Genomic DNA, 20842 nt, shown 5'->3' with positions numbered 1-20842 from the left:
CATGACAACCGATTCAAACGACACTGAAGCTAACATCGACGACAGCGCACCAACCCTATTACTGATCGAAGACGATGCCGCCTTTGCGCGCACCTTGGGCCGCTCCTTTGAGCGACGCGGCTACGCGGTGATTAGCACCAGCAGTCTCGACGGCGCCCTCACACTGCTAGAGAGCCACTCCCCTGGTTACGCGGTGGTCGACCTTAAATTGGATGGCGAAGCCTCTGGCCTAGCCTGCGTGCAGGCCCTGCACAAACACGATCCTGATATGCTGATCGTGGTGCTCACCGGTTACGCGAGTATTGCCACCGCAGTAGAGGCGGTAAAACTCGGCGCCTGTCACTATCTTGCCAAGCCTTCGAATACCGACGATATCGAAGCGGCATTTAATAGTGCCGAAGGCAATGTAGAAGTTGAAATTCGCGGCCGCGCCACCTCCATAAAAACCCTAGAGTGGGAGCGTATTCACGAAACCTTGGCCGAGACCGGATTTAATATTTCAGAAACCGCTAGGCGGCTTGGCATGCACCGGCGAACCCTAGCCCGCAAGCTCGCCAAGCAACAAGTAAAGTAACGCGGCCTACTCAAGGCCGCCAAGACACAAATATTTAATTTCGACATAATCGTCGATACCATATTTTGAACCCTCACGACCACTACCCGATTCTTTCACGCCGCCAAAGGGCGCCATTTCATTTGAAATCAGCCCTTCGTTAATCCCGACAATCCCGTATTCCAAGGCTTCGCCAAAGCGCCAAATGCGCGCATGGTCTTGGGTATAAAAATACGCCGCCAAGCCAAACTCGGTGTCGTTAGCCATCTCGATGGCTTCTTCCTCGGTATCAAACGCAAACAGCGGCGCCACGGGGCCAAAGATTTCTTCTTTAAAAACTCGCATCTCCCGCGTTGCACCGGTCAGTACTGTGGGCTCGTAAAAGCAGTCGCCCAGCGAAGAAGCTCGACCACCGGTTAAGGCCGTCGCGCCGTTGGCCAGCGCATCGTCCACCAGCGCAGTCACATCCCGCGCCGCCTTGCTATTCACCAGCGGCCCCATGGTTGTTTCCGCAGCGGCGCCATCACCTAACTGGAATTTGCGTACTTCTGCCGCTAGCTTTTCGGCAAACTCATCGTAAATACCGCGCTGCACCAATATGCGATTGGTACACACGCAGGTTTGCCCCGCATTGCGGTATTTTGAGGCCATCGCACCGGCAATTGCGGCGTCGATATCGGCATCGTCAAACACAATAAATGGCGCGTTGCCGCCCAGCTCCATCGAGGTTTTCTTCACGGTGGCCGCGCATTGCTGCAACAGGGTTTTACCCACAGGGGTCGATCCGGTAAAGGTCAGCTTACGCACCAGCGGATTGCTGGTCATTTCACCGCCAATGGCGCTGGCAGAACTACCACACACCACATTAAACACCCCGGCGGGAATACCCGCCTCCTCGCCCAGCACGGCCATCGCCAAAGCCGACAGTGGCGTTTCTTTTGCCGGTTTACACACAAAGGCGCAGCCCGCCGCTAAAGCCGGAGCCACCTTGCGGGCAATCATCGCATTAGGGAAATTCCAAGGGGTAATCGACGCCACCACGCCCACCGCTTGCTTAATAACAAGGATGCGTTTATCCGCCGACGGCGGCGCAATAATGTCGCCATAAATACGCTTAGCCTCTTCGGCAAACCATTCAATATAATTGGCGCCGTAGGCAATTTCACCAGCGGCCTCAGCTAGGGTTTTACCCTGCTCCGCCGTTAAAATAGCCGCTAAATCCTGCTGATTGGCCATAATTAAGTTAAACCACTGCCGCAAAATATTAGCGCGCGCTTTGGCGGTTTTACGGGCCCATAATTTTTGCGCCTGCTCCGCGGCGGCAATCGCCCGGCGAGTTTCATCGACGCCGAGATCAGCAATACAGGCAATAACCACACCACTAGCAGGGTTTATTACCGCTAGTGTTTTGCCACTGTCGGCATCAAGCCACTCGCCGTTGATATAAGCCTGCGAGCGCAGCAAATCTGGGCGCTTTAGCTGCAAGTTAGTTGCGGGCGTCATTTCCATAAAGTCACCTGTAAATAAAGAGTTCGAAGCCTCTGCAGCGCATTTGTTCCAATTTTATTCGATGTTCGATTTAGCGCGCTTTCGCATCAATGTAAGCAGTGCCAACAGCCACTAAGTCTTTAGCATTCTCTATAGCTTTGCAAGCCAACAGAGTAGAAACTGGTTTGCCCAAACAACTGGAATAAGTAACGCGGCAGGCCTTGACGCCGCGGTGCCAAAGAACCCGTTATTGTGTAATTTGACAATAAGGTCGACGCAGCCATATAGTGCTGGAGATCAATAAAATGCCTTTCAATAAACATAATAAATCGCGATGTAATCGAACTGACTGAATACAGCGGTGTTGCGCGCGCAGGAAAATAGCCATGAGCGAAACGGTTACCTACACCCACTGCAATATCTGCGTGGCGGGCTGCGGTCTTAAAGTGACTGCCAAAGACAATCAGATCGTGAATATTGAGCCAGACAAAGACGCTGCCGTGTGGCGAGATTTTTGCGTGCGCGGCGCCGAAGCCCACCACGCGCTAAACCATCCCCAGCGCATTACTCATCCCATGAAACGGGTTGGCGACGGCTATGTGCCCGTGCCGTATAAACAGGCCATTAAAGAAATCGCCCAGCAACTCAAGACCATTCTCGACCGCGACGGCGCCAATGCACTTGGCGCGTATACCGGCAATCCCGGCGCCAGTAATTTTGGCGGCTTTGCTTTTCTTGGTCTGTTGCTCGATGCCGTGGGCACCGACAATCGCTACTTTGTTGGCTCCCTAGACGAAAACGCCCACCACTATGTGTGCGATGCCATGTACCACCAGCCGTGGACCATGTTGCAAGCCGATATTGAAAACACCGATTTTCTGCTACTCGTTGGCGCTAATCCGGCCATTAGTGAGTTTGCTTGGTTTTTTGCGGTTAGCGAGGGCTGGAAAAAAGCCCAAGCTATGCAGGCCCGTGGCGGTCAAATTGTGGTGGTCGATCCGCGCCGCAGCGAGTCGGCACAAAAAGCCAAGTTGCACTTAGCGCCGCTACCAGACAGCGACTGGGCGCTGCTGCTGGCCTTGCTGCATATCATCGCCAGCAATGATTGGTACGACAAAAACGCTGCCAAAGATTGCGACGACTTTGAAGGTTTACTAACCCTGCTGCGTAATCAAGACCTGCAAGCCCTTAGCCAGCGCTGCGATATCGCTAGCGGTATATTGGAGCAAGTGGCAAGAGACTTTAGTCGTGGCAGCGCCATGTGCTTGGCTCACACTGGGGTGGGCCAAAGCGTGAATGGCGCGGTTGGTATGTGGCTAGCGCATTTACTAAACCTAATCACCGGCAATATGCGTCGCAAAGGCGGCCTGTATCACAACCGTGGTGCCTTGGATTTACTGCGCACGGGTGCTGAATTATTTCCCGAAGCCAAGCGCAGCAGCCGCGTTAATAAGGCGCCTTCTGTTGCCGGATATCTACCGGTCAATGAAATGGCTACCGATATCGCCACCCCAGGGCCTGGCCAAATCAAAGCCTTTATTATTCAAGGCGGCAACCCGGTGATCTCAGGGCCTGAGGGCGACAACCTAGACAAGGCCTTTGCCGAATTAGAATTATTAATTGCTGTAGACAGCTTTCAGCGCGACAGCCACCGTCACGCCCACTGGCTAATACCTGCGCCCTCTTTTCTGGAAATTGAAGAACTCTCGGCACTCATTCAAGAAATTGGCGCCGAGTCTAATATTCAGATGTTGCGCGCAACCGTGAAAAAGCCAGATAGCATGCCCTATGAATGGGAGTTCTTTCGCGATCTCGTATTGGCAATGGACAAACCCCTGCTACTGGGCAAGCCAGCGCTTAACTGGGTGGTAAAGGGCTTTAATTTATATGGCAAGCTGACCGGCAAACCCTACGATGGCTTCAGTCCCAAATCAATTGGCAAAGAGCTACTCAAAAAAGGCGGTATTGTTAGTTATAAAGACGTAGACAAAGCAGAACATGGCCTGCGTTTAAACCAGCCGCGCGACTACAACTACTTTTTGGATTCGGTCGCGACCGCGACTGGCAAAGTCGCCGTTATGCCAAGCGCCTTAACCGAGAGATTGCAGCAGTTATTAGCCGAGCCCCACTTGCACAACAAAAGCGCTGAGTTTCCACTGCAATTAATCAGTCGCCGTCGCAAGCATATGATGAACTCGTGGCTAACCCATGGCGCCATGAAAAAAATGAAGCGGCCCGAAGGCGACGTTATTGAAATCAACGACATGGACGCCCAGCGCTGGGCGCTAAATGATGGCAGCCAAGTGCGAGTGCGCTCGCGGGTTGGCGCCATAGACGCCAAGCTCAAGGTCAGTGACCGCGTGCGCAGCGGTGTCGCCGTAATGAGCCACGGCTGGGGCGGCCAAACCTATTCACCCAAAAATGGCAGTGCCAGCGAAGCGGTGGGTGGGGTTAATCGCAATTTATTGGTTGCCGCCGACGATGTCGATCCGCTGTCTCGCGTGCCAAGGCTTAACGGCACGGCAGTTTGCGTGGAAGGACTTTAGCTGCAATGCGAGGTTTAGCACTATCGGCGTTTATACGCGGAATAAATTAATTCTAAGACAAAAATAATCACTGCCGACGCAGCACCTGCGAGGTGGGCTTCTATTGCCACCCGCAGGCCAATCAACTCCTCCGTCGCTGCGCGCGGATATAAATCAAATTGCTCCAATAGCAATTTCCCCAACAATACCGCCACACCCGCGTAGGCAAGCATGGGTTTATCGCGCCGCATCGACAGTAAAATCAGCAGTAGATAGCCGTGTAAAACCCCAGACAAACCGAGGTAATAGTCCAGCGCTGGGCAGAACAAATACACCATGGCGCCGCACAAACCAGACAAGGCGACAAACTCGGCAGCTTTGCGCCGAGCAGCGCGATGATCCAATAAGCTTAAGCAGCTAAAAACGACGCTATTACTAACAAAGTGGTAGACATTGCTGTGCACCCACTGCCCGCTCAACAATCGCCACCACTGACCGCGACTGATATCAGCGCGGATCAAGGCAAGGTCGGCAATATAAACATGGCAAAGCTGAGCAACCGCCAATAGCAGTAACATCAGCAATAGGTAATAACTCGGTTTTAGTGACGATAGCACCCGTTCACCACTGCAATGATTTTAGAGCCAGCTATCTTAGCCTATTCACGATCACAACCGTTTATTCGCTTACCGCAGGCTCAAAAAATGGCATCCACACATCTTCGCGCTGCTCAAAGCGCACCTTGACTCGATCACCTATCGCCACGCTTTCTGGCTCTACTCCCGGCATTGCCGAAGTCAGCCGCAGCCCAGCTTGTTCGTCGAGCTCAACAATGACCAAGATATAAGGAATTTTCAAACCCGGTATCCACGGCATACGATTTACGGTAATTGCCGCCACGGTGCCGGTGCCAGACATTGGTTTAGCCGCAATGCCCTCACCCAAGCATTTTCGACAGCAAACACTGGGCGGATGTTGCCAATACTGACAGTCTTCACAATATTGCATACGCAGCTTGCCGTCGGCGCCGGAGGTCCAGAAAAAGCTGTTCAGCTCATCTAGCTCGGGCACTGGGCCTACAGTCTTTTCTGTCGCACTTTCTTTACTAGAAATAGTTTCAGTCATTTAATTCATCCATCTAATCGGCTGAATGTCACTGTTATAGATACAGAGAGCACTCATTATAGGCTTGTGTCATTCGCGCTATTTAGTCACTGCGCAACAGGGCTGCGCCAGAGAGATTACCGCCGCCATTGCTAACCACCGCCAATTTTCTATCGCCGCTTAATTGGTGATTGCCGGCTTCACCGCGCATTTGTTTTACCGCCTCGTGAAAATAGCCCAAGCCGTGGGTGCGCCCCGCCGACAACTGACCGCCATGACTCGCCAGAGGCAGTTCTCCGTCACGACCAATACGCTGACCACCCTCGACAAAGGCCGCCGCTTCACCACGTCCGCAAAAACCCAAACCCTCTAACCACAACAGCGTTAAGAAGCTAAAGCCATCGTATAGTTCGGCAAAGTCGACATCTTTGGGTTTAAAGTCGGTGCGCGACCACAGCATTTTACCAGCGTCTTCGGCGCCAAAACGCGTAAGATCATCTTGCTGATCCCAGGTATCCCGACCGTAAAGCGGGCCGCCAATGGCCTCGATATGAATCGCCTTAGACTTTAGATCTGGAGCACAGTCTTTGTGAGAAATAATAATAACCGTAGAGCCGTCGATGGGCACATCGCAATCAAACAAACACAACGGATCTGAAATCATCCGCGAGGCCAAATAATCGTCCATGCTGAGCGGGTCGCGATACACCGCGCGCTCGTTCAGCATCGCATTGCTGCGCGCATTCAAGGCAATTTGAGCAAGCTGCTCCCGTGTTGCGCCAAACTCATGCATATAGCGCGACGCCACCATCGCCACCCAGCTGCTCGCCGACAAAGCGCCAAAGGGCAGCTGCCACTGAAACGGCCCGCTAATGCGCTGACTGCCCGTGCCCTGCACACTAGAGCGAGTACCTTTCGCCATAGCACTGGCTTCGGTCATAGTGCGAAAACAAATAACGTGGCGGGCTTGGCCGCTGGCCACTGCCATACAGGCATTAATAATGGCCGACATTTGGGTAGACTCAATACCGGCGTTATACCAGCTGAGTTTTAAATCCATTGCCTCGCGCAGATCGGTAATCGACACCGGCGAAAAACCCGGTGCGGCGTGTTGCATTTGCCCCGGCCAGCTCGACACACCGTCGATATCACTGCGTGATAGACCCGCATCATCAAGGGCTTGCTTTACGGCATCGACCGTTAATTGCAAGCCGTTGCGAGGCAGGCGACGGCCAATTTCAGACTGACCAACGCCGGATATAACACACTGCTTTTCTGAAAAAATATTCGCCATAAATCAGCTCAGCTCTTTAAACGGTTTATTTTTATCTGGGCGATAATCCTGAGGCAAGCCCAGTACCCGCTCGGCGATGGTATTTAATAACACTTCATCTGTGCCGCCAGCGATACGACCAGCGGGATCAATCCACGACCAGGCAAAGTCAGTGCGGAAGTCACCCTGAGGGCTCATCTCAATGCCATCGGGGCCGATTAAATCCAGCGCTAGTGCACCTAAGCGCTGACGCGCACGTCCCATAATTAATTTACGGATACCGGCTTCTGGGCCAGGCTCTTTGCCGCGACCCACTGCCGCCATGCCACGGCGGTATATAGAACGCAGACCTTGCCGCTCAATATAGGCTTCTAATAATGTGGCGCGAATTTCACCGTCGGCAATGGCCGGTGCGTCCGCAATTTGGCAGTGCTGGGCATGCTCAAACAAGCTATTGAGGGACATGCCACCAATACTTTCATCATACACACCGGCAACACGCTCAATCATTAACATTTCCATGGCCACCGCAAAGCCGCGACCCTCATCGCCAAGGCGCTGAGTATCGGGCACAAACACATTATCGAAGAACACCTCGTTAACATCATCGTGACCGGCCATACGACGAATCGGACGGACGCTAATACCCTTGCTGTGCATATCCGCATAGAAACACGTTATACCCGCATGCTTGGGACCATCACTATTGGTACGCGCCACGATAAAGCCCCAGTCGGCAACCTGCGCCCAGCTGGTCCACAACTTTTGACCGTTGAGCAGCCAGCCATCAACGCCGTCTTTGCTGTGACGCTCAGCCTTTAAACGCACTGCAGCAAGATCGGAACCGGCGCCCGGCTCAGAGAACATCTGACACCAGATCTGTTCGCCGCGAATTGCTTTTGGCCCCAGCTCGCGGCGGGCTTCTTCCGGCGCATAGCGCAGAAAAATCGCCATTAACTGCGCAGTGCTAATCACAAAGTATTCGGTGGGTAGTAAGTATTTAAGCTCTTCTTCGCCAAATACAATTTTATGCAACTCGGTAAGGCCAGCGCCGCCGTATTCGGCTGACAAATTTATACAGGCAAAACCGCCTTCCACTTTTTTGGCCTGCCATTGGCGACCAAGGGCAAGGTCTTCGGCAAAGCTTAAACCCTGACGGACCTCGCCAGAAAACGCGGGCGCATTTTCAGCCAACCATTGGCGGGCTTGTTGGCGATAGACACCTAGCTCGGGCAGCGCCTCAATGGGTTCGCGGGCATTGTCTTGATCGGCAAGACGATAGCTAAAAAAGCGCTCCCGCCACTCCAAACGACTACCCAATTCCAGCGCCAATACCCGCGAGCGCCGGTAGTGATGCTGGGGCAAACCCTCCCAGGTTGAGCCCAAACCACCAAAGGTTTGCATACTCTCTTTGGCACTAAATTCGTAAGCTTCGATGGCCGCAACCCGCGACGCCGCCGCCAGCTCGCGCCAACTGTCATCACCGGCCTCATAGGCCAGTAGCGCGTCATCGACACAGCCCCGCGCCAGCTCTATACGCCAGTACATATCGGCAATTTTATGTTTAATCGCCTGTAGTGCGCCCAATGTTTGGCCAAACACCTTGCGCTCTAAAGCGTAGTCCCGCGCCAATAACATCGCCGCTTCGGCACCTGCGCTCTGCTCCACCGCTGTTAACAAGGCGGCAACAGCAAGTGCGTCGGCATGGATTTGCTCGGCATTATCGGTGACGAGTACCGTCACCTCGGCATCAGCAAAGTTTAGCCGCGCCTGAGCGCGAGCTTGGTCAATGGCCGGAACAGCTTCTTTTGTCACCGCCGCATCGGCCAGATTAACCAAAACTAATTTTTTCTGGCCGCTGTCGTCGGCCAAGGCAATGGCGTAATCCGCCACTGCCGCAAATGGCGTGGCCACTGTTCGACCCTGCAATTTGCCCTGTACCAAAGCAAGTGGACTAGCGCAAACAAAGCAGGCAATTGCATTGCCTGCCATTAGACTTTCTAGCACCGCAACTGCGTCGTTCTCAGTATTTGTGACCTTAAGAATTTTCGCCAACTGATACACGGCCAACAAGGGCAGCGATACCGTAGTGCGACCCATTTCCTGAGCGAGCACTGCCAAACCGCGCAAACCTAGGCCTAGGCCGCCTTGCGCTTCGTCTACCGCCAGCATCGGCCAACCCATTTCGGCCGTGCTGCCCCAGCTTTCGCTGTCGAAGGAAGCGGGCTTGTCTAATAGGGTTTTCAGGTATTCGGGATCGGCCCGCTCAGTCAAAAAGCGCGCTGCCTGATCTTGAATAGCCTGTAAATCTTCGTTAATTGCAATCACGTCGTTTGCCGCCTAAATTTCGCTTATTCATTGTTAGCCTTACAGGCTATTAGCATCTTTTCCACAAACCTTTTCAGGCCGGATCAAACTCAGCATAGCCGTTGTTTAGTACCAACAACTCCCGTTCTACCACAAATGTGCGGAAGGCCGCCGTGCCGTCACCCTCATTCCAAATTTCGGTGCGCAGGGTTTCACCCGGAAATACCGGGCTAGCAAAGCGCAGATTAAACTTTCGCAAGCGCGCAGGATTGCCGTCGCAAACCGCCGAAATCACCGCTCGGGCAGCAAACCCATAGGTACACAGTCCATGTAAAATCGGTTTTGGAAAACCGCCCATCGCCGCAAATTTGGGGTCGATATGCAGAGGATTGGTGTCGCCCGTTAAGCGGTAAAGCGCTGCCTGCTCTTCACGACTAATGGAGTCTATCACCACATCGGGAGCGCGTTCGGGAATAGGTTGTGGCACCGGCTGACCGCTCGTGGGACCGCCGCAGCCGCCATTGCCACGCAAGAATACCGCCGAGGTACAGGTGGCCAGTAATTCACCGCTGTCGGCATCACTAATTTCCCGCGCCAGCATCATTACCGAGCCTTTCTCAACGCCCTTATCGTAAATCTCTTGTACATAGCTGCGGCTCTTCACCTTGGCTTCGCTGGGCAGGGGCTTGTGTATAGTGAGGTATTGCTCGCCGTGAAGGAGCTTGCTCAGATCGATACCCGTTTTGGGGTCTGCTACCCACATTGTGCCCTGAGAAGCCATGGTAACCGCCATCGTCGGCAACACTTCTAGCTTCTTCTCGTAGATCAAGTTTAAATCTGCAGCGGGATCGCCAGCCCCAGCGCCAACACTGAGCGCATATAAAATACAGTCATTCGCAGAGTAGTCCTGATGCCCCTCTGGAATTGGCCAGTTTTTAATTTTCTCGTATTCAAAACCCACGCGATACACTCCAAGCTGGTAAGGAAATCTGCAGCGGCTAAGCGCTGCAGTAATAGGCTCGTCACAAGGACAGCAGCAAGCCCCCAAATTTATATTAAAAACTAACACATAATCAGCTACCGTTCAACACGCACAAGACTGCCTACAGCCTCACACCAGACTCTGTTTTACTGAAAAAATGCATAACTGCTATAACTACACAGCAAGAACAGCTAACATAAATGACACATAATCACTAAATTTAACAACAATCATCACCGCCGTGACACGAGCGATTAATGTGTAGCTACAGGCGGGAAATTCCATAACAATATTCAAATCGGTGGCCCATGAAACTCACTCATAATGCTTCATCTGCACTCGCTACTAGCCTAGGCAATGCCCTAGCCCAATGCGCAACTAGCGACACCGCTTTTTACTTCAAAGACCGCGAGTATCGCTGGCAAGACGTTAGGAATACCATTAGCATCCTAGACCAGCTGTTACGCAAGCAGCCACTTGGCGACTCACCCCGCGTAGCCTTTATTGCCCGCAGCCGCCCTATGCATATTAGCTGCCTGTGGGGACTGCTCATTAGCGATCGCTGCGCTTCAATGATCCACTGCTACCAATCCACCGCCAAAATCATTAACGATATTCGCAAGGAGGGCTATCGCGCCCTGATTGCCGACCAGCAAGATTGGAATGAGGACTTACTCGCGGCAGTGCAAGACATGGGCTGCCTCGGCATTGCCATTACCGAGCACAGCGTCAAACTGCGCCATTGCCCGGAGCAAGACGCCGCAACACCAGCAGATGTCAAAGGCAGTACAGCCCCGCAAGACGATTCCGCCACCGCCATCGAAACCCTGAGCAGCGGCACCACTGGCGCCCCCAAGCGCATTCAGCTAAGCCGTCGCAACCTCGCCGCTAGCACAGCGGCCGCCAAGCAAGCACTCACCCAAATGAACGCCAGCGCCAGCCAACCAGCTCCCATTATCTCAGTGTTGCCGCTCAGCAATATCAGCGGTGTGTACGCCAGCACACCAGCACTGGCCATGGGTATGCCGATGGCGATCTTAGAGAAATTCCAATTGGACGACTGGCTGGCCATTGTGCAACGCTTCAAACCCGTGGCTGCAGATATTCCGCCTGCGGCCATGGCCGCCCTGCACCAACGCCAGCTACCCAAAGAGGTGTTTAGCAGCATTAAGGTCGTTCGCACTGGCGCCGCGCCGCTAGACCGCGAAGTGCAGGCTTATTTTCAAAACGAGCTGGGTATCCCGGTGAATTTAAGTTATGGCGCCAGCGAATTCTGTGGGGTTATCACCAGCTGGTCGATGGCCGAGTTAGCGGAGTACTCAGCCAGTAAAATGGGCAGCTGCGGCCGCGCCCTACCCGGTGTTGAATTACGGATTAGCGACCCAGACACTGGCGCAGTACTAGCGGCAAACGCGGTAGGAAGATTAGAGGCAAAGGTCAATCGCGTCGGCCCTGACTGGATAGCCACCTCAGACCAAGCTCGTATCGATGAAGATGGTTTTATGTGGTTTGAAGGACGGCTAGAAGAAACTATTTTTCGCGGCGGCTTTAAATTATCGCCACTGCTAATCGCCGAACAGTTCCGGCGCCACCCCGCCCTAGCCGACGCTGCGGTTATTGGCGTAGATGAACCTCGTTTGGGGCAGATTCCGGTTGCGGTACTGGTACTTAAAGCAGGCCACAGCCAACCGGACAATGACGAACTCAACCGCTTTGCCCGCGACCACCTCAGCGCACCCGAAATCCCGAGTGCCTATTATTTTGTTGATGAATTGCCACGTACCGCAAGCTATAAAATAAGCTTACTAGAGCTCAAAAACCTTATTTCAGAACTGCATAAAACACCAAAATAGACAGTTAATAAGGGCAAGCCCTACATCACTTTAAATCAGGAATCACTGGCAAAATAATTTCCGAGGCCAAGCCACCGCCAGTGTGCAAGGTTAAGGTAGTACCTAACATGCTGGTTTGCAGATCAAACGGCAAGACGTATTTGCTCTCGTGAAACGCAACGCGCAGGCGAATAAAGCTACCAGCGGGGATGCGGTGCGCAGCGGGCATAAAGCTTAGCGGGTAGCGATATACGCCATCAATGACTTGCCGCGCCTCCACAGTTAATTTATGGCGTGGATGCAGGAGCTGACCGTACTCATCGTATAAACTATTCTGTTCATCCAAGGCCCGATCTCTTGCACGAATCTGAGCGTCGCTAATCAGGTTCTCAGTACCATCTGCGTCAACAAAAAATAAGCCCACAGAAAACGCAGAATCGGCGCGATCTGCATCAATATTTAAAAACCCACTGACCGCCCCAGCCAAGGTCATCGCTTCATCCAATATTGGCGCATCAAACACCAACGACGGCCCTGACACACTCGGTGCGCAGGGCAAACAAACTAAAGTCTGCTGCGCTGCGGCCGGTGCAGATTCCAGCAATTTGCCGTCGCTGTTTAGATAAAAACGGGTAAATTGGGTTTGCTCAGCAGGGATTGCCGAAGACTGTACCGTCCACGTCTCTGCGCCCTCGGGAAACACATTGAATTTTGGCAAACGGGCAACACCGTTGTCGCGGCTCTTCAGCCAATGATCAAACCAGGCCTTCACCAAACTCGCCTTGCTGTCATTTGCCTTACCTGCATACTGAAATTTGTCCCAGCCACCCTGAGCGCAGTGACCACCCGGCGAAAGAAAGAAGGATACGTGGGGCGATTTTTCCAAACGCTGGGCGTAGTCAAAAGACGTGAGCGACAGCTGCCAAAGATCATCAATAGCCGCGGTCATGGCCACCGGAATATCTATTTCTGATGCCATAGGTACAAAATTAATCGTTCGCCAAAAGTCATCATAAGAAGAGGTTCCAGCGGTGGTTTCTGATAATTTAGCGAGAATCGGCTGATTGGGCTGCAAACTCGGATTTGCTGGATCAGAGCTCAATGAGGAAGCGCCTATTAAACCTACTATTGAGTAGGCTGCTGGTGATGTACTGGCGCTGCCAGCCCCCACCACGGCGCGATATACGTCGGGGAAAAAGCTCTCAGCCCAAATGGCGTAAACCGCTCGAGGCTTGCCCTCAGTCATACGAATTTGGTCCGCAGTTGCGGCAACAATAGTGGAACCACCTAAGTTGGAGCAACCGGTTACGCCCACTTGATTATTTGACCATGACTGCTGCTGAATCCAGTCAAGCATATCTTCGTGGTCGGTACGCCAGCTTTCGGTATACCAATCCCCCGGGCCGCTTTTGCCGGTGCCCCGCCAATCTACACTAATAACAATATAGCCATACTTGGCAAGCCCGATAGTTTCTGGGGATCCAGGATCCAGACAACCGCCACTCAGATCAGGCAATTCACTTGCCGTAGCCACCCCGCCGCCCCCAACCAAATCTTTGCCATAAGGGGTGGTGGTCAATAATACGGGAAACTGGCCGTCTACATCGGGCCGACTGATATTTGCCGACAAAACGATGCCATCGCGCATCGGTATTTTTACGTCGCATTCTAAGCGGCTTTGGTAATTCTCTTCAACAAGCGGTTCTTCTCCGCCGCCGTTATTATTCGGCGCGGGTGTGCCGCGACGCTTGCTATCATTGCAGCCCCCAAGCAGCAAAGACAACAACACCAACGCAAGTAGCGATACATTTAAGGCAATACGATTCCGGAGGAATTTCATTATTATTGTCCATTTTATTTTGACCTACGAACTTATCGGCAAGCCATACTTACCGATCCCTTAGTCCGGTCTTGCGCTTACCAGTAGCCGTCACGCAAAGCTTTTTTATGTAGCTTACCGTTATCCATGCGCGGCAGAGCCGGATCAAAATCGATGCTGCGCGGGCATTTAATGGCAGAAAGTTGGGCGCGACAATAGGCCATTAATTCCGCTGCCAAGTCATCGCCAGCCTCGCTCCAATTTAATGGTTGAATGACGGCTTTGACTTCTTCGCCAAACTCGGCATTGGGTACGCCAAACACGGCAACGTCCATTACTTTGGGATGCACAGTTAAGATATTTTCTATTTCTTGGGGATAAATATTTACGCCACCGGAGATGATCATAAAGCTCTTGCGATCAGTTAAGAATAAGTAACCGTCTTCATCAACGTAGCCAATGTCGCCCAGCGTCGACCAGCTAGGGTGCTTGGGATTGCGGGCATCTTTGGTTTTAGCCTCATCGTTTTTATATTTAAAATCAAAGCCACCCTCAAAATACACCGTGCCCTGTTCGCCTGCGGGCAGCTCCTCGCCGTCGTCGTCGCAGATATGCAAAATACCCCACTGAGCACGGCCCACCGAGCCCCGTTTTTTCAGCCATTCTTCGGAGGTTATATACGTGGCGCCATTACCCTCTGAACCGCCGTAGTATTCATAGAGGATGGGGCCCCACCAATCAATCATCTGCTGCTTAATGGGCACCGGACACGGCGCTGCGGCGTGAATAACACACTCTAAACTAGAGCAATCGATACCGCTGCGCTGTGACTCGGGCAATTTTAATAGGCGCACAAACATAGTCGGCACCATTTGCATATGCGTTACTTTGAAGCGCTCAATTGCTTGTAGCAGCGCCACCGGCTCAAACTTCTCACAGATCACCACGCAGCCGCCAATACTTTGGGTCGTCATGCTGAACACCAGCGGCGCTGCGTGATAAAGCGGTGCTGGCGACAAATAAATACTACGTTCCGACACGCCGTACTGCTCCCGCTGCATGGCAACAAAGGGCAGCGGCTGATCAGCTGGGGCGCCGCTTAGCGGCAGCTGTACGCCTTTGGGTCTACCGGTGGTACCCGACGAATAGACCATATACTGACCGGCGGTTTCATCGCTAATACGCTCAGCGGGCTGCTCGGCAATAGCCTGCGGCCAGCTCGGCAGCGTCGCTGATTCACTGTCTACAAAGAAATTAAATTGCTCACCAAACTCAGCGGCGGCACCTTTGGCTATCAGCTCTTTAACGCCGGGCAAGTCTGACGATGCCACCAACAAAGATGCGCCGCAGTCTTTAATAATATACGCCGCTTCAGCCAAGGTTAGGTGACTAGAAATAGGGGTGAAATACAGGCCCGAGCGCTGAGCTGCCCAGCTAATCTCAAGGAAACTCGATGAGTTGTGCATCCAAATGGCAATACCATCGCCGGGCTTTAAGCCCAGCGCACGAAATTGCTGGGCGCCTTGATTGGAACGGCTCTCTAGCTGTTCATACGTAGTGACTTCACCACTGCCCGCCATGATGATTGCAGGGGTATTGGGTCGTTCCTTGGCGTGAATACTCGGGTGCATATAGGCACTCCTTTTCAATTTTATGCGTGGGCGAGGGAGCAATTTTGAATATCATATAACTGACTGATTGTCATTTTATGATTTATAGACAATACTACATATATTCAAATAATAAACACAAGAACTATTGCCCAATAGTCGATAAGCATCAATAAAAGCTAACAAGTAAACACTTATATAGGGATATATTATGTCGAACTTTAAAAAAGTTGCGCCTGCGCTCGCACTAGCCCTGACCCAAGCCAGCACAATGCTACACGCTGACGAGTCATCGCTAATGATCGAAGAAGTACTCGTTACGGCCCAAAAGCGCAGTTCCAGCCTACAAGACGCCTTAATGTCGGTAAGTGCCATTAGTGGCGAAGACATGTCATTTCGTGCCCAAAGCAGTGTTGAAGACCTCCAAAGCTCAGTTCCCGGTCTCAATATCAGCAATACCGGTGGTGCGGTATTAATCAGTATGCGAGGCATAGGCACCAATGTTTTCTCCGGAGCCACCGAGCCGGGCGTTGCTTTACATATCGATGGGGTATACCAACCTCGGCCCTCAATTGGTCCGCTGGGCTTCTCTGACCTCGCGCGAGTTGAGCTACTCCGCGGCCCCCAGGGTACGCTTTACGGGCGCAACTCCAGCGGTGGGGTAATCAATTTTATTCTCAACAAGCCCAGTGAAGAGTTTGAGGCCAGCGGACTTGTTCGCGCCGCCAATTACGAAACCTTAGGCGCTGTCGCCAAAATTTCCGGCCCAATCAGCGAGCATTTCCGTGCTCGCCTAGTATTAGAGGGCGAGCAAACCGATGGCTATATCAAAGAACAGCCGGGCAATCGCAACTCCAATGAGTCCAATGGCTACGGCAGCAGAGTTGCGCTGAGCTATGTCAGCGACGGCATTTTCAGCGCCGACCTTTCCTACCTCTATCGCTATGATAACGGCGCAGGTATGAGTTCCAATGCCGTTAATCGAATATCCCCCGACCCCCAGCGGGAATTAACCGGCTTTGTGTTTTTACCGATTGCCACCTCCCAGCCCGATGACGCCATTACCGACGAACCGTGGCAGCGTAAATTAAATTATCACCCCGATGGCGAACGCCGCACCGTGAACGTGAGCACCAAGCTCAATTGGAGCTGGGACGCGCTGGACTTGAGTTACACCGGCGGCTATCAAGACCATTTCCGCACCGAGTTTTTCGATGCCGACTACACCGCCAATGATATTTATTATATTCCCGGTCGCCACGATAGCTCTGAATCATTTGGGCATGAACTGAACATCTCTGGCGATACCGAGAAATTACAATGGCTTGCTGGGCTTTATTATTTTGAAGAAGAGTTCAGCCCCTATCTACCCGCCGACGTACCCCAAGCTGGCGGCGGCGCGGGAATTTTTGTGCGCCCTAAGACGGTCGAAGACATTGAAGCCATTGCTGTATTCAGCGACATTACCTACGCTTTCACCGATCAATTAGAACTCAATCTAGGGGTGCGCGCCCTGCAAGATGAGAAAAATGCGGTTCAAAATATCGCCTTTTATACCGCCGGTGGCGCACCGATTCCCAGTGTACCCGGCACCTTAGAGAGCTGCGAAAATTTAGAACTTAAAACCGAAGCCAGCAAGGTCACCCCTAAAGTCGGCCTGCGCTACGCTTTCAGCGACAGCTTCTCGGTTTATGGCAGCCGCAGCGTAGGCTATAAATCTGGTGGCAGTAACTTTACTTCCTGCGGTGACACCTACGACCCCGAGGAAGTTGTTTCCGCCGAGATTGGCATACGCAGTACTTGGCTGAATCGCCGCGTTATCGCCAATATGTCGATTTACGACAGCCAGTACAAAAACTTTCAAACCCTAAAACTCAATGGCCTGCGCGGCGATATCATCAACGCCAAGGCGGCGCGAATTACCGGCGGCGAAATCGAAGCCCAGTTTCTATTAACACAGACACTCACCCTGAGCAGTAATATTTCGGTAATGGACGCCTACTACGAAGACTTTGCCGATGACGACTCCTCCAACCCCGATGCGGGCGAACAAGACCTTAGCGGCGTAGAGCTCACCCGCGCCCCAGATTACACCGTGAATATCGCCGCTGACTACCGCTGGCCTTTAGACCTAGCAAGCTTTGACGAAATGCGCTTTCGGCTAGAGCACTTCCGCAGCGCCGACGTCACCCTGCGCCCCTTTGACGGACCAGCAGATGTGCAAGAGGCCTATGGTTTTAGCAACGCGTTTTGGGCATTAAACGGTGCGAACTTATCTCTGCGACTCTTTATAAAAAATATTGAAAGCAGCGAATACTACCTCTTTGCCGCTGGCGACAGCACAGGCCGGGTTCACGGCTCAGCCGGCGCACCTAGGCAATACGGCGTAGAACTTAATTACCAATTGTAATAAGCTAAATAGCCACAAAAAAAACCGCTAAGCCAAAGGTTTAGCGGTTTTTTTATTACGCCACTATAGTTTATATGTTAGAAATACCAGCGTGGAACAATCGATTAGTCTGCCAGCAAGGCATTGATAGCTGAGTCGACATTTATCCAATCAAGCTTAATTTCGCGGTAATCAAATAGCCAATTGCCCGCATCGTCCAACGACATGTGATCAATATAGTAACCGGTATGATCGAGGCCAATATTGGAGTACACCGAGAAGCGCGTTTCAATGCGCGCAGAGCTGGTTTTAAGCTCCTGAATATCTGGCATTGCAAGATGATGTTTTAAACGCGGCGGCTTTGGACCGCCCGCATTTAACAAGGCGATAAACTCGCCCTGTAGATCCACAAAAAATTGCCGTACCCCCGCTGGGCCACGATAGGTATCGCGACCCGCCATGGGCAGGTATTGTGCATCGGCATGAAAGAGCGCCGATAAGTTTTGACTGTCACCTGCATCAACATAGCGGCAATAGCGCGACAGAGTCGCGCGAATCGCCTCGGCGGCGACACATTGCGCTAGCGATGCAGTGTCAGGCATTGGCTTACTCGCCAGACTTTTTGCCTTCAGAAACCATTTTCGCCACACCCTGGTTAACGATATCCCAAAACTCTTTGGTAGAAGAACTTACCGTGTGGGTGTCGAAGTGCGCGTTAAGCGAGTTGCGGTAGCCCTGAATATCGGCGGTGCGATTCAGCGAGCGCTTGAGCATGGCGGTAGCGTGTGGCGGCGCCTTGGCAATTTGCTGGGCCATTTTCATGGTGAAATCTTCCAGCTCGGCGCGGGGTACAACGTGGTTGACCATGCCCCACTCTTTGCCGTCTTGGGCGCTGATTTTGCCGCCAGTGAACAGCAGCTCTTTGGCTTTACGGGTGTTCAATACCCAAGGGTGGAGCAGCGCTTCTACCGCAGCAGCGCCCATTGAATGCAACACTGGATCAGAGAAGTAAGCGTCGTCGCTGGCAATCACCAAATCGCAGGAGTTCGCCACCATAAAACCACCGGCAATACAGGCACCGCTCACTTCAGCAATCGTAGGTTTGGGCAGATCCCAAATACGCATGGCATTGCCAAGGAAGTGTTCCTGTTCCCAATGCCAGTGCTGTTCAACAGTGTAATCACCGCGCAGCTTCATGCCGTCGGCCAGATCGTGACCGGCAGAAAAGTGCTTACCTTGACCACCAATAATAACCACGTGAACTTCGCTGTCGGCTTTGGCGCGGGCCAGCGCGTCGTCTAGCTCGGCGAGCAAGCGCGTTGACTGGGCATTGCCCTTGTCTGGACGGTTGTGGCAAACCCGCAGTACTGCGCCGGTTTTTTCATAAGTAATATCGTTATATTCCATGCTCATCTCCGTTATTGCTGGACGGGTGTTCAAGGTGGCCCGAGTCCAATCAGTGCAGCTGTTGAATTCAGCACTTCTTGGCCGTCCCAACAACTAACTATGTGTTAGCTTTCAAATTAGCACATGCGCGCCTCGCTGGCAATTCGCAGTGCTACGCTCTTTTGTCTATACGGCGCAATTACCTTATGCCGTCAGTGACGACCACAGTTGCTCTGAGCCAGCGGCCAAGACTTTATTGCCCAGCTGCTCTGACCAGTAGCGCTCATTGCCCGCCTCTGCCCGCCATTGCCACAGGCGGCGCGTGTAATAATGCAGCTCGTGCTCGTCGGTGATACCGATGGCACCAAATACTTGGTGGCCAATTCGGCTCACGTCTTTAGCGGCGACGCTGGCGGTGTATTTCGCCACGGCGGCGCCAGCCAAAAACTGATTATTATCCAGCTCGCGACAGGCGTATTTGCCAGCCATTTCCGCCGCTGCGGCGCGGCAACTGGCTTCTGCTAACTGGTGCTGCAGGGCCTGAAACTTGCCAATCGGCTTGCCAAACTGCTTGCGGGTATTGGCGTAGTCCACGGCCAATTCCACTACCTTGTCGCAGGCGCCACTGATCATTAGGGCGCGCATTACAGCCAAGCCACTGCGAATTTGGCTGGCATCGCTCATTGCCACCACTGCCAGTGGCGTGATGCCGCTGAAATCGACGGCGGATGTTGGCGCGCGTTCCAAGCTATCGCATTGTTCTAGGCGCGCCGCGACATCGCTAGCGGCAACACTAAACAAGAAAGCCTCATCACCGCGACGAGCAAGACCCAGCAATTGCGTAGCCCAGCTCGCCCAGCTGACCATGGCGGCTTCACCTTGCAAACAGCCCGTAGCATCAAGCTGAATATCGGCATTGGCACTGGGGTCAATGACCGCCAGTGGCCCTTCGGGTATGTCCAAGTTGGCTTGACTCATTAGACGACGAGCAAACAAGGTCTCTGCCAAAGGCAGCGGCGCAGCATGGCGACCCAGCACGCGAAACAACTCGGCGCAGTCCTGCCAGCCTAGACCGGCGTCGTCGGCGCCGGTGCGCATCACATCGGCCACACCCATTTCTTCAATTTCTTGCCACAGAGACAAATCTGCACCACCCGCTTCCAAGATGGCGAGGCTCTCGGCATTCACGCGCGCCGACAGCAGTTTTTCAAGCTGGTCGGCCAATAATTCGGCAATATTCATTTCGTTCATAACAGCACTTTTTCCGTTCTTTAAATAAGCGAATTAAAGGCCCATGCCACGCGCAATAATCATTTTCATGATCTCGTTGGTGCCGCCACGCAGAGAAAAACTCGGTTCAACTTGAATCAGATAGGCCAGCGCCTCGGACAAAGTGTCGCCAGCGCGACGGAGCGGTTGCGCCTCGACAATATCGGCGATCAAACCTGGCATACGCTGCTCTAAACCCGTGCCCAATAATTTGGTGATCGCCGCTTCTTGCAATGGGGTTTCGCCATTTTCCAGCTGATTTTGAATCGACAGCGACATTTGGCGCAGCACCGTAAGCTCGGCCA

Annotated in this window: 16 protein-coding genes; 4 read left to right on the top strand and 12 right to left on the bottom strand. The window is 52.9% G+C overall.

Features of this window, described 5'->3' with window-relative positions; genetic code table 11:
- The first annotated feature begins 1 nt into the window (after position 1).
- Positions 2 to 574 carry a response regulator transcription factor gene (locus AB4876_RS04235; RefSeq protein ID WP_368380405.1) on the top strand — a complete coding sequence of 191 codons (573 nt, stop codon included), beginning with the start codon at positions 2 to 4 and terminating at the stop codon, positions 572 to 574.
- 6 nt (positions 575 to 580) lie between these two features.
- On the opposite strand, the gene AB4876_RS04230 is transcribed toward AB4876_RS04235, so the two are convergent.
- Positions 581 to 2062 (bottom strand): NAD-dependent succinate-semialdehyde dehydrogenase, encoded by a 1482-nt coding sequence (locus AB4876_RS04230; protein WP_368380404.1) that lies wholly within the window; start codon positions 2060 to 2062, stop codon positions 581 to 583.
- 365 nt (positions 2063 to 2427) lie between these two features.
- On the opposite strand from AB4876_RS04230, the gene AB4876_RS04225 reads away from it, so the two are divergent.
- Positions 2428 to 4587, top strand: coding sequence for a molybdopterin-containing oxidoreductase family protein (locus AB4876_RS04225; RefSeq protein WP_368380403.1), 2160 nt, complete (start codon positions 2428 to 2430; stop codon positions 4585 to 4587).
- A 20-nt stretch (positions 4588 to 4607) separates the two neighbouring features.
- Here the strand turns inward: AB4876_RS04225 and rrtA are convergent, their stop codons facing one another.
- From rrtA to AB4876_RS04200, 5 genes are all read right to left on the bottom strand, one after another.
- Positions 4608 to 5183 carry a rhombosortase gene (gene rrtA / locus AB4876_RS04220; protein ID WP_368380402.1) on the bottom strand — a complete coding sequence of 192 codons (576 nt, stop codon included), beginning with the start codon at positions 5181 to 5183 and terminating at the stop codon, positions 4608 to 4610.
- A 61-nt stretch (positions 5184 to 5244) separates the two neighbouring features.
- Positions 5245 to 5691, bottom strand: a complete 447-nt coding sequence (locus tag AB4876_RS04215) for a Zn-ribbon domain-containing OB-fold protein (protein WP_368380401.1) — start codon at positions 5689 to 5691, stop codon at positions 5245 to 5247.
- A gap of 82 nt (positions 5692 to 5773) precedes the next feature.
- A complete protein-coding gene (locus tag AB4876_RS04210) occupies positions 5774 to 6964 on the bottom strand; it encodes a thiolase family protein (RefSeq protein WP_368380400.1) in 1191 nt (396 codons plus the stop codon).
- Positions 6965 to 6967: 3 nt separating this feature from the next.
- Positions 6968 to 9271, bottom strand: a complete 2304-nt coding sequence (locus AB4876_RS04205) for an acyl-CoA dehydrogenase family protein (protein ID WP_368380399.1) — start codon at positions 9269 to 9271, stop codon at positions 6968 to 6970.
- A gap of 73 nt (positions 9272 to 9344) precedes the next feature.
- Positions 9345 to 10211 carry a MaoC/PaaZ C-terminal domain-containing protein gene (locus tag AB4876_RS04200; RefSeq protein WP_368380398.1) on the bottom strand — a complete coding sequence of 289 codons (867 nt, stop codon included), beginning with the start codon at positions 10209 to 10211 and terminating at the stop codon, positions 9345 to 9347.
- 329 nt (positions 10212 to 10540) lie between these two features.
- Here AB4876_RS04200 and AB4876_RS04195 point away from each other — a divergent pair, with 329 nt between their 5' ends.
- Entirely contained in the window at positions 10541 to 12085 is a 1545-nt protein-coding gene (locus AB4876_RS04195) for an ANL family adenylate-forming protein (protein ID WP_368380397.1), read from the top strand.
- Between the two features lie 25 nt (positions 12086 to 12110).
- Here the strand turns inward: AB4876_RS04195 and AB4876_RS04190 are convergent, their stop codons facing one another.
- Positions 12111 to 13904 (bottom strand): CocE/NonD family hydrolase, encoded by a 1794-nt coding sequence (locus AB4876_RS04190; protein WP_368380396.1) that lies wholly within the window; start codon positions 13902 to 13904, stop codon positions 12111 to 12113.
- Positions 13905 to 13981: 77 nt separating this feature from the next.
- The gene (locus tag AB4876_RS04185; protein WP_368380394.1) at positions 13982 to 15514 is read right to left on the bottom strand and encodes an acyl-CoA synthetase; all 1533 of its coding nucleotides are present in this window, start codon (positions 15512 to 15514) and stop codon (positions 13982 to 13984) included.
- A 190-nt stretch (positions 15515 to 15704) separates the two neighbouring features.
- Between AB4876_RS04185 and AB4876_RS04180 the strand changes: the two genes are divergently transcribed.
- A complete protein-coding gene (locus tag AB4876_RS04180; RefSeq protein ID WP_368380393.1) occupies positions 15705 to 17903 on the top strand; it encodes a TonB-dependent receptor in 2199 nt (732 codons plus the stop codon).
- Positions 17904 to 18007: 104 nt separating this feature from the next.
- Here the strand turns inward: AB4876_RS04180 and AB4876_RS04175 are convergent, their stop codons facing one another.
- The 4 genes from AB4876_RS04175 to AB4876_RS04160 form a co-directional block, all read right to left on the bottom strand.
- Positions 18008 to 18484, bottom strand: coding sequence for a nuclear transport factor 2 family protein (locus tag AB4876_RS04175; protein ID WP_368380392.1), 477 nt, complete (start codon positions 18482 to 18484; stop codon positions 18008 to 18010).
- A gap of 4 nt (positions 18485 to 18488) precedes the next feature.
- A complete protein-coding gene (locus tag AB4876_RS04170; RefSeq protein WP_368380391.1) occupies positions 18489 to 19289 on the bottom strand; it encodes an enoyl-CoA hydratase in 801 nt (266 codons plus the stop codon).
- A gap of 183 nt (positions 19290 to 19472) precedes the next feature.
- Complete coding sequence (locus AB4876_RS04165) at positions 19473 to 20519, bottom strand: acyl-CoA dehydrogenase family protein (RefSeq protein WP_368380389.1); 1047 nt, start codon at positions 20517 to 20519, stop codon at positions 19473 to 19475.
- A gap of 33 nt (positions 20520 to 20552) precedes the next feature.
- A partial coding sequence (locus AB4876_RS04160; protein ID WP_368380388.1) for an acyl-CoA dehydrogenase family protein occupies positions 20553 to 20842 on the bottom strand: 290 nt, incomplete at its 5' end.

Source organism: Zhongshania guokunii, assembly GCF_040892635.1.
GTDB lineage: Bacteria > Pseudomonadota > Gammaproteobacteria > Pseudomonadales > Spongiibacteraceae > Spongiibacter > Spongiibacter guokunii.
Note: the sequence above shows the minus strand (reverse complement) of the source record. Positions and strands in the feature narration are given on the sequence as shown.

Coding starts and splice junctions, on each gene's coding strand:
- AB4876_RS04235 (WP_368380405.1), top strand. CDS start 2: ATGACAACCGATTCAAACGACACTGAAGCTAACATCGACGACAGCGCA.
- AB4876_RS04230 (WP_368380404.1), bottom strand. CDS start 2,062: ATGGAAATGACGCCCGCAACTAACTTGCAGCTAAAGCGCCCAGATTTG.
- AB4876_RS04225 (WP_368380403.1), top strand. CDS start 2,428: ATGAGCGAAACGGTTACCTACACCCACTGCAATATCTGCGTGGCGGGC.
- AB4876_RS04215 (WP_368380401.1), bottom strand. CDS start 5,691: ATGACTGAAACTATTTCTAGTAAAGAAAGTGCGACAGAAAAGACTGTA.
- AB4876_RS04210 (WP_368380400.1), bottom strand. CDS start 6,964: ATGGCGAATATTTTTTCAGAAAAGCAGTGTGTTATATCCGGCGTTGGT.
- AB4876_RS04195 (WP_368380397.1), top strand. CDS start 10,541: ATGAAACTCACTCATAATGCTTCATCTGCACTCGCTACTAGCCTAGGC.
- AB4876_RS04190 (WP_368380396.1), bottom strand. CDS start 13,904: ATGAAATTCCTCCGGAATCGTATTGCCTTAAATGTATCGCTACTTGCG.
- AB4876_RS04185 (WP_368380394.1), bottom strand. CDS start 15,514: ATGCACCCGAGTATTCACGCCAAGGAACGACCCAATACCCCTGCAATC.
- AB4876_RS04180 (WP_368380393.1), top strand. CDS start 15,705: ATGTCGAACTTTAAAAAAGTTGCGCCTGCGCTCGCACTAGCCCTGACC.
- AB4876_RS04175 (WP_368380392.1), bottom strand. CDS start 18,484: ATGCCTGACACTGCATCGCTAGCGCAATGTGTCGCCGCCGAGGCGATT.
- AB4876_RS04170 (WP_368380391.1), bottom strand. CDS start 19,289: ATGGAATATAACGATATTACTTATGAAAAAACCGGCGCAGTACTGCGG.
- AB4876_RS04165 (WP_368380389.1), bottom strand. CDS start 20,519: ATGAACGAAATGAATATTGCCGAATTATTGGCCGACCAGCTTGAAAAA.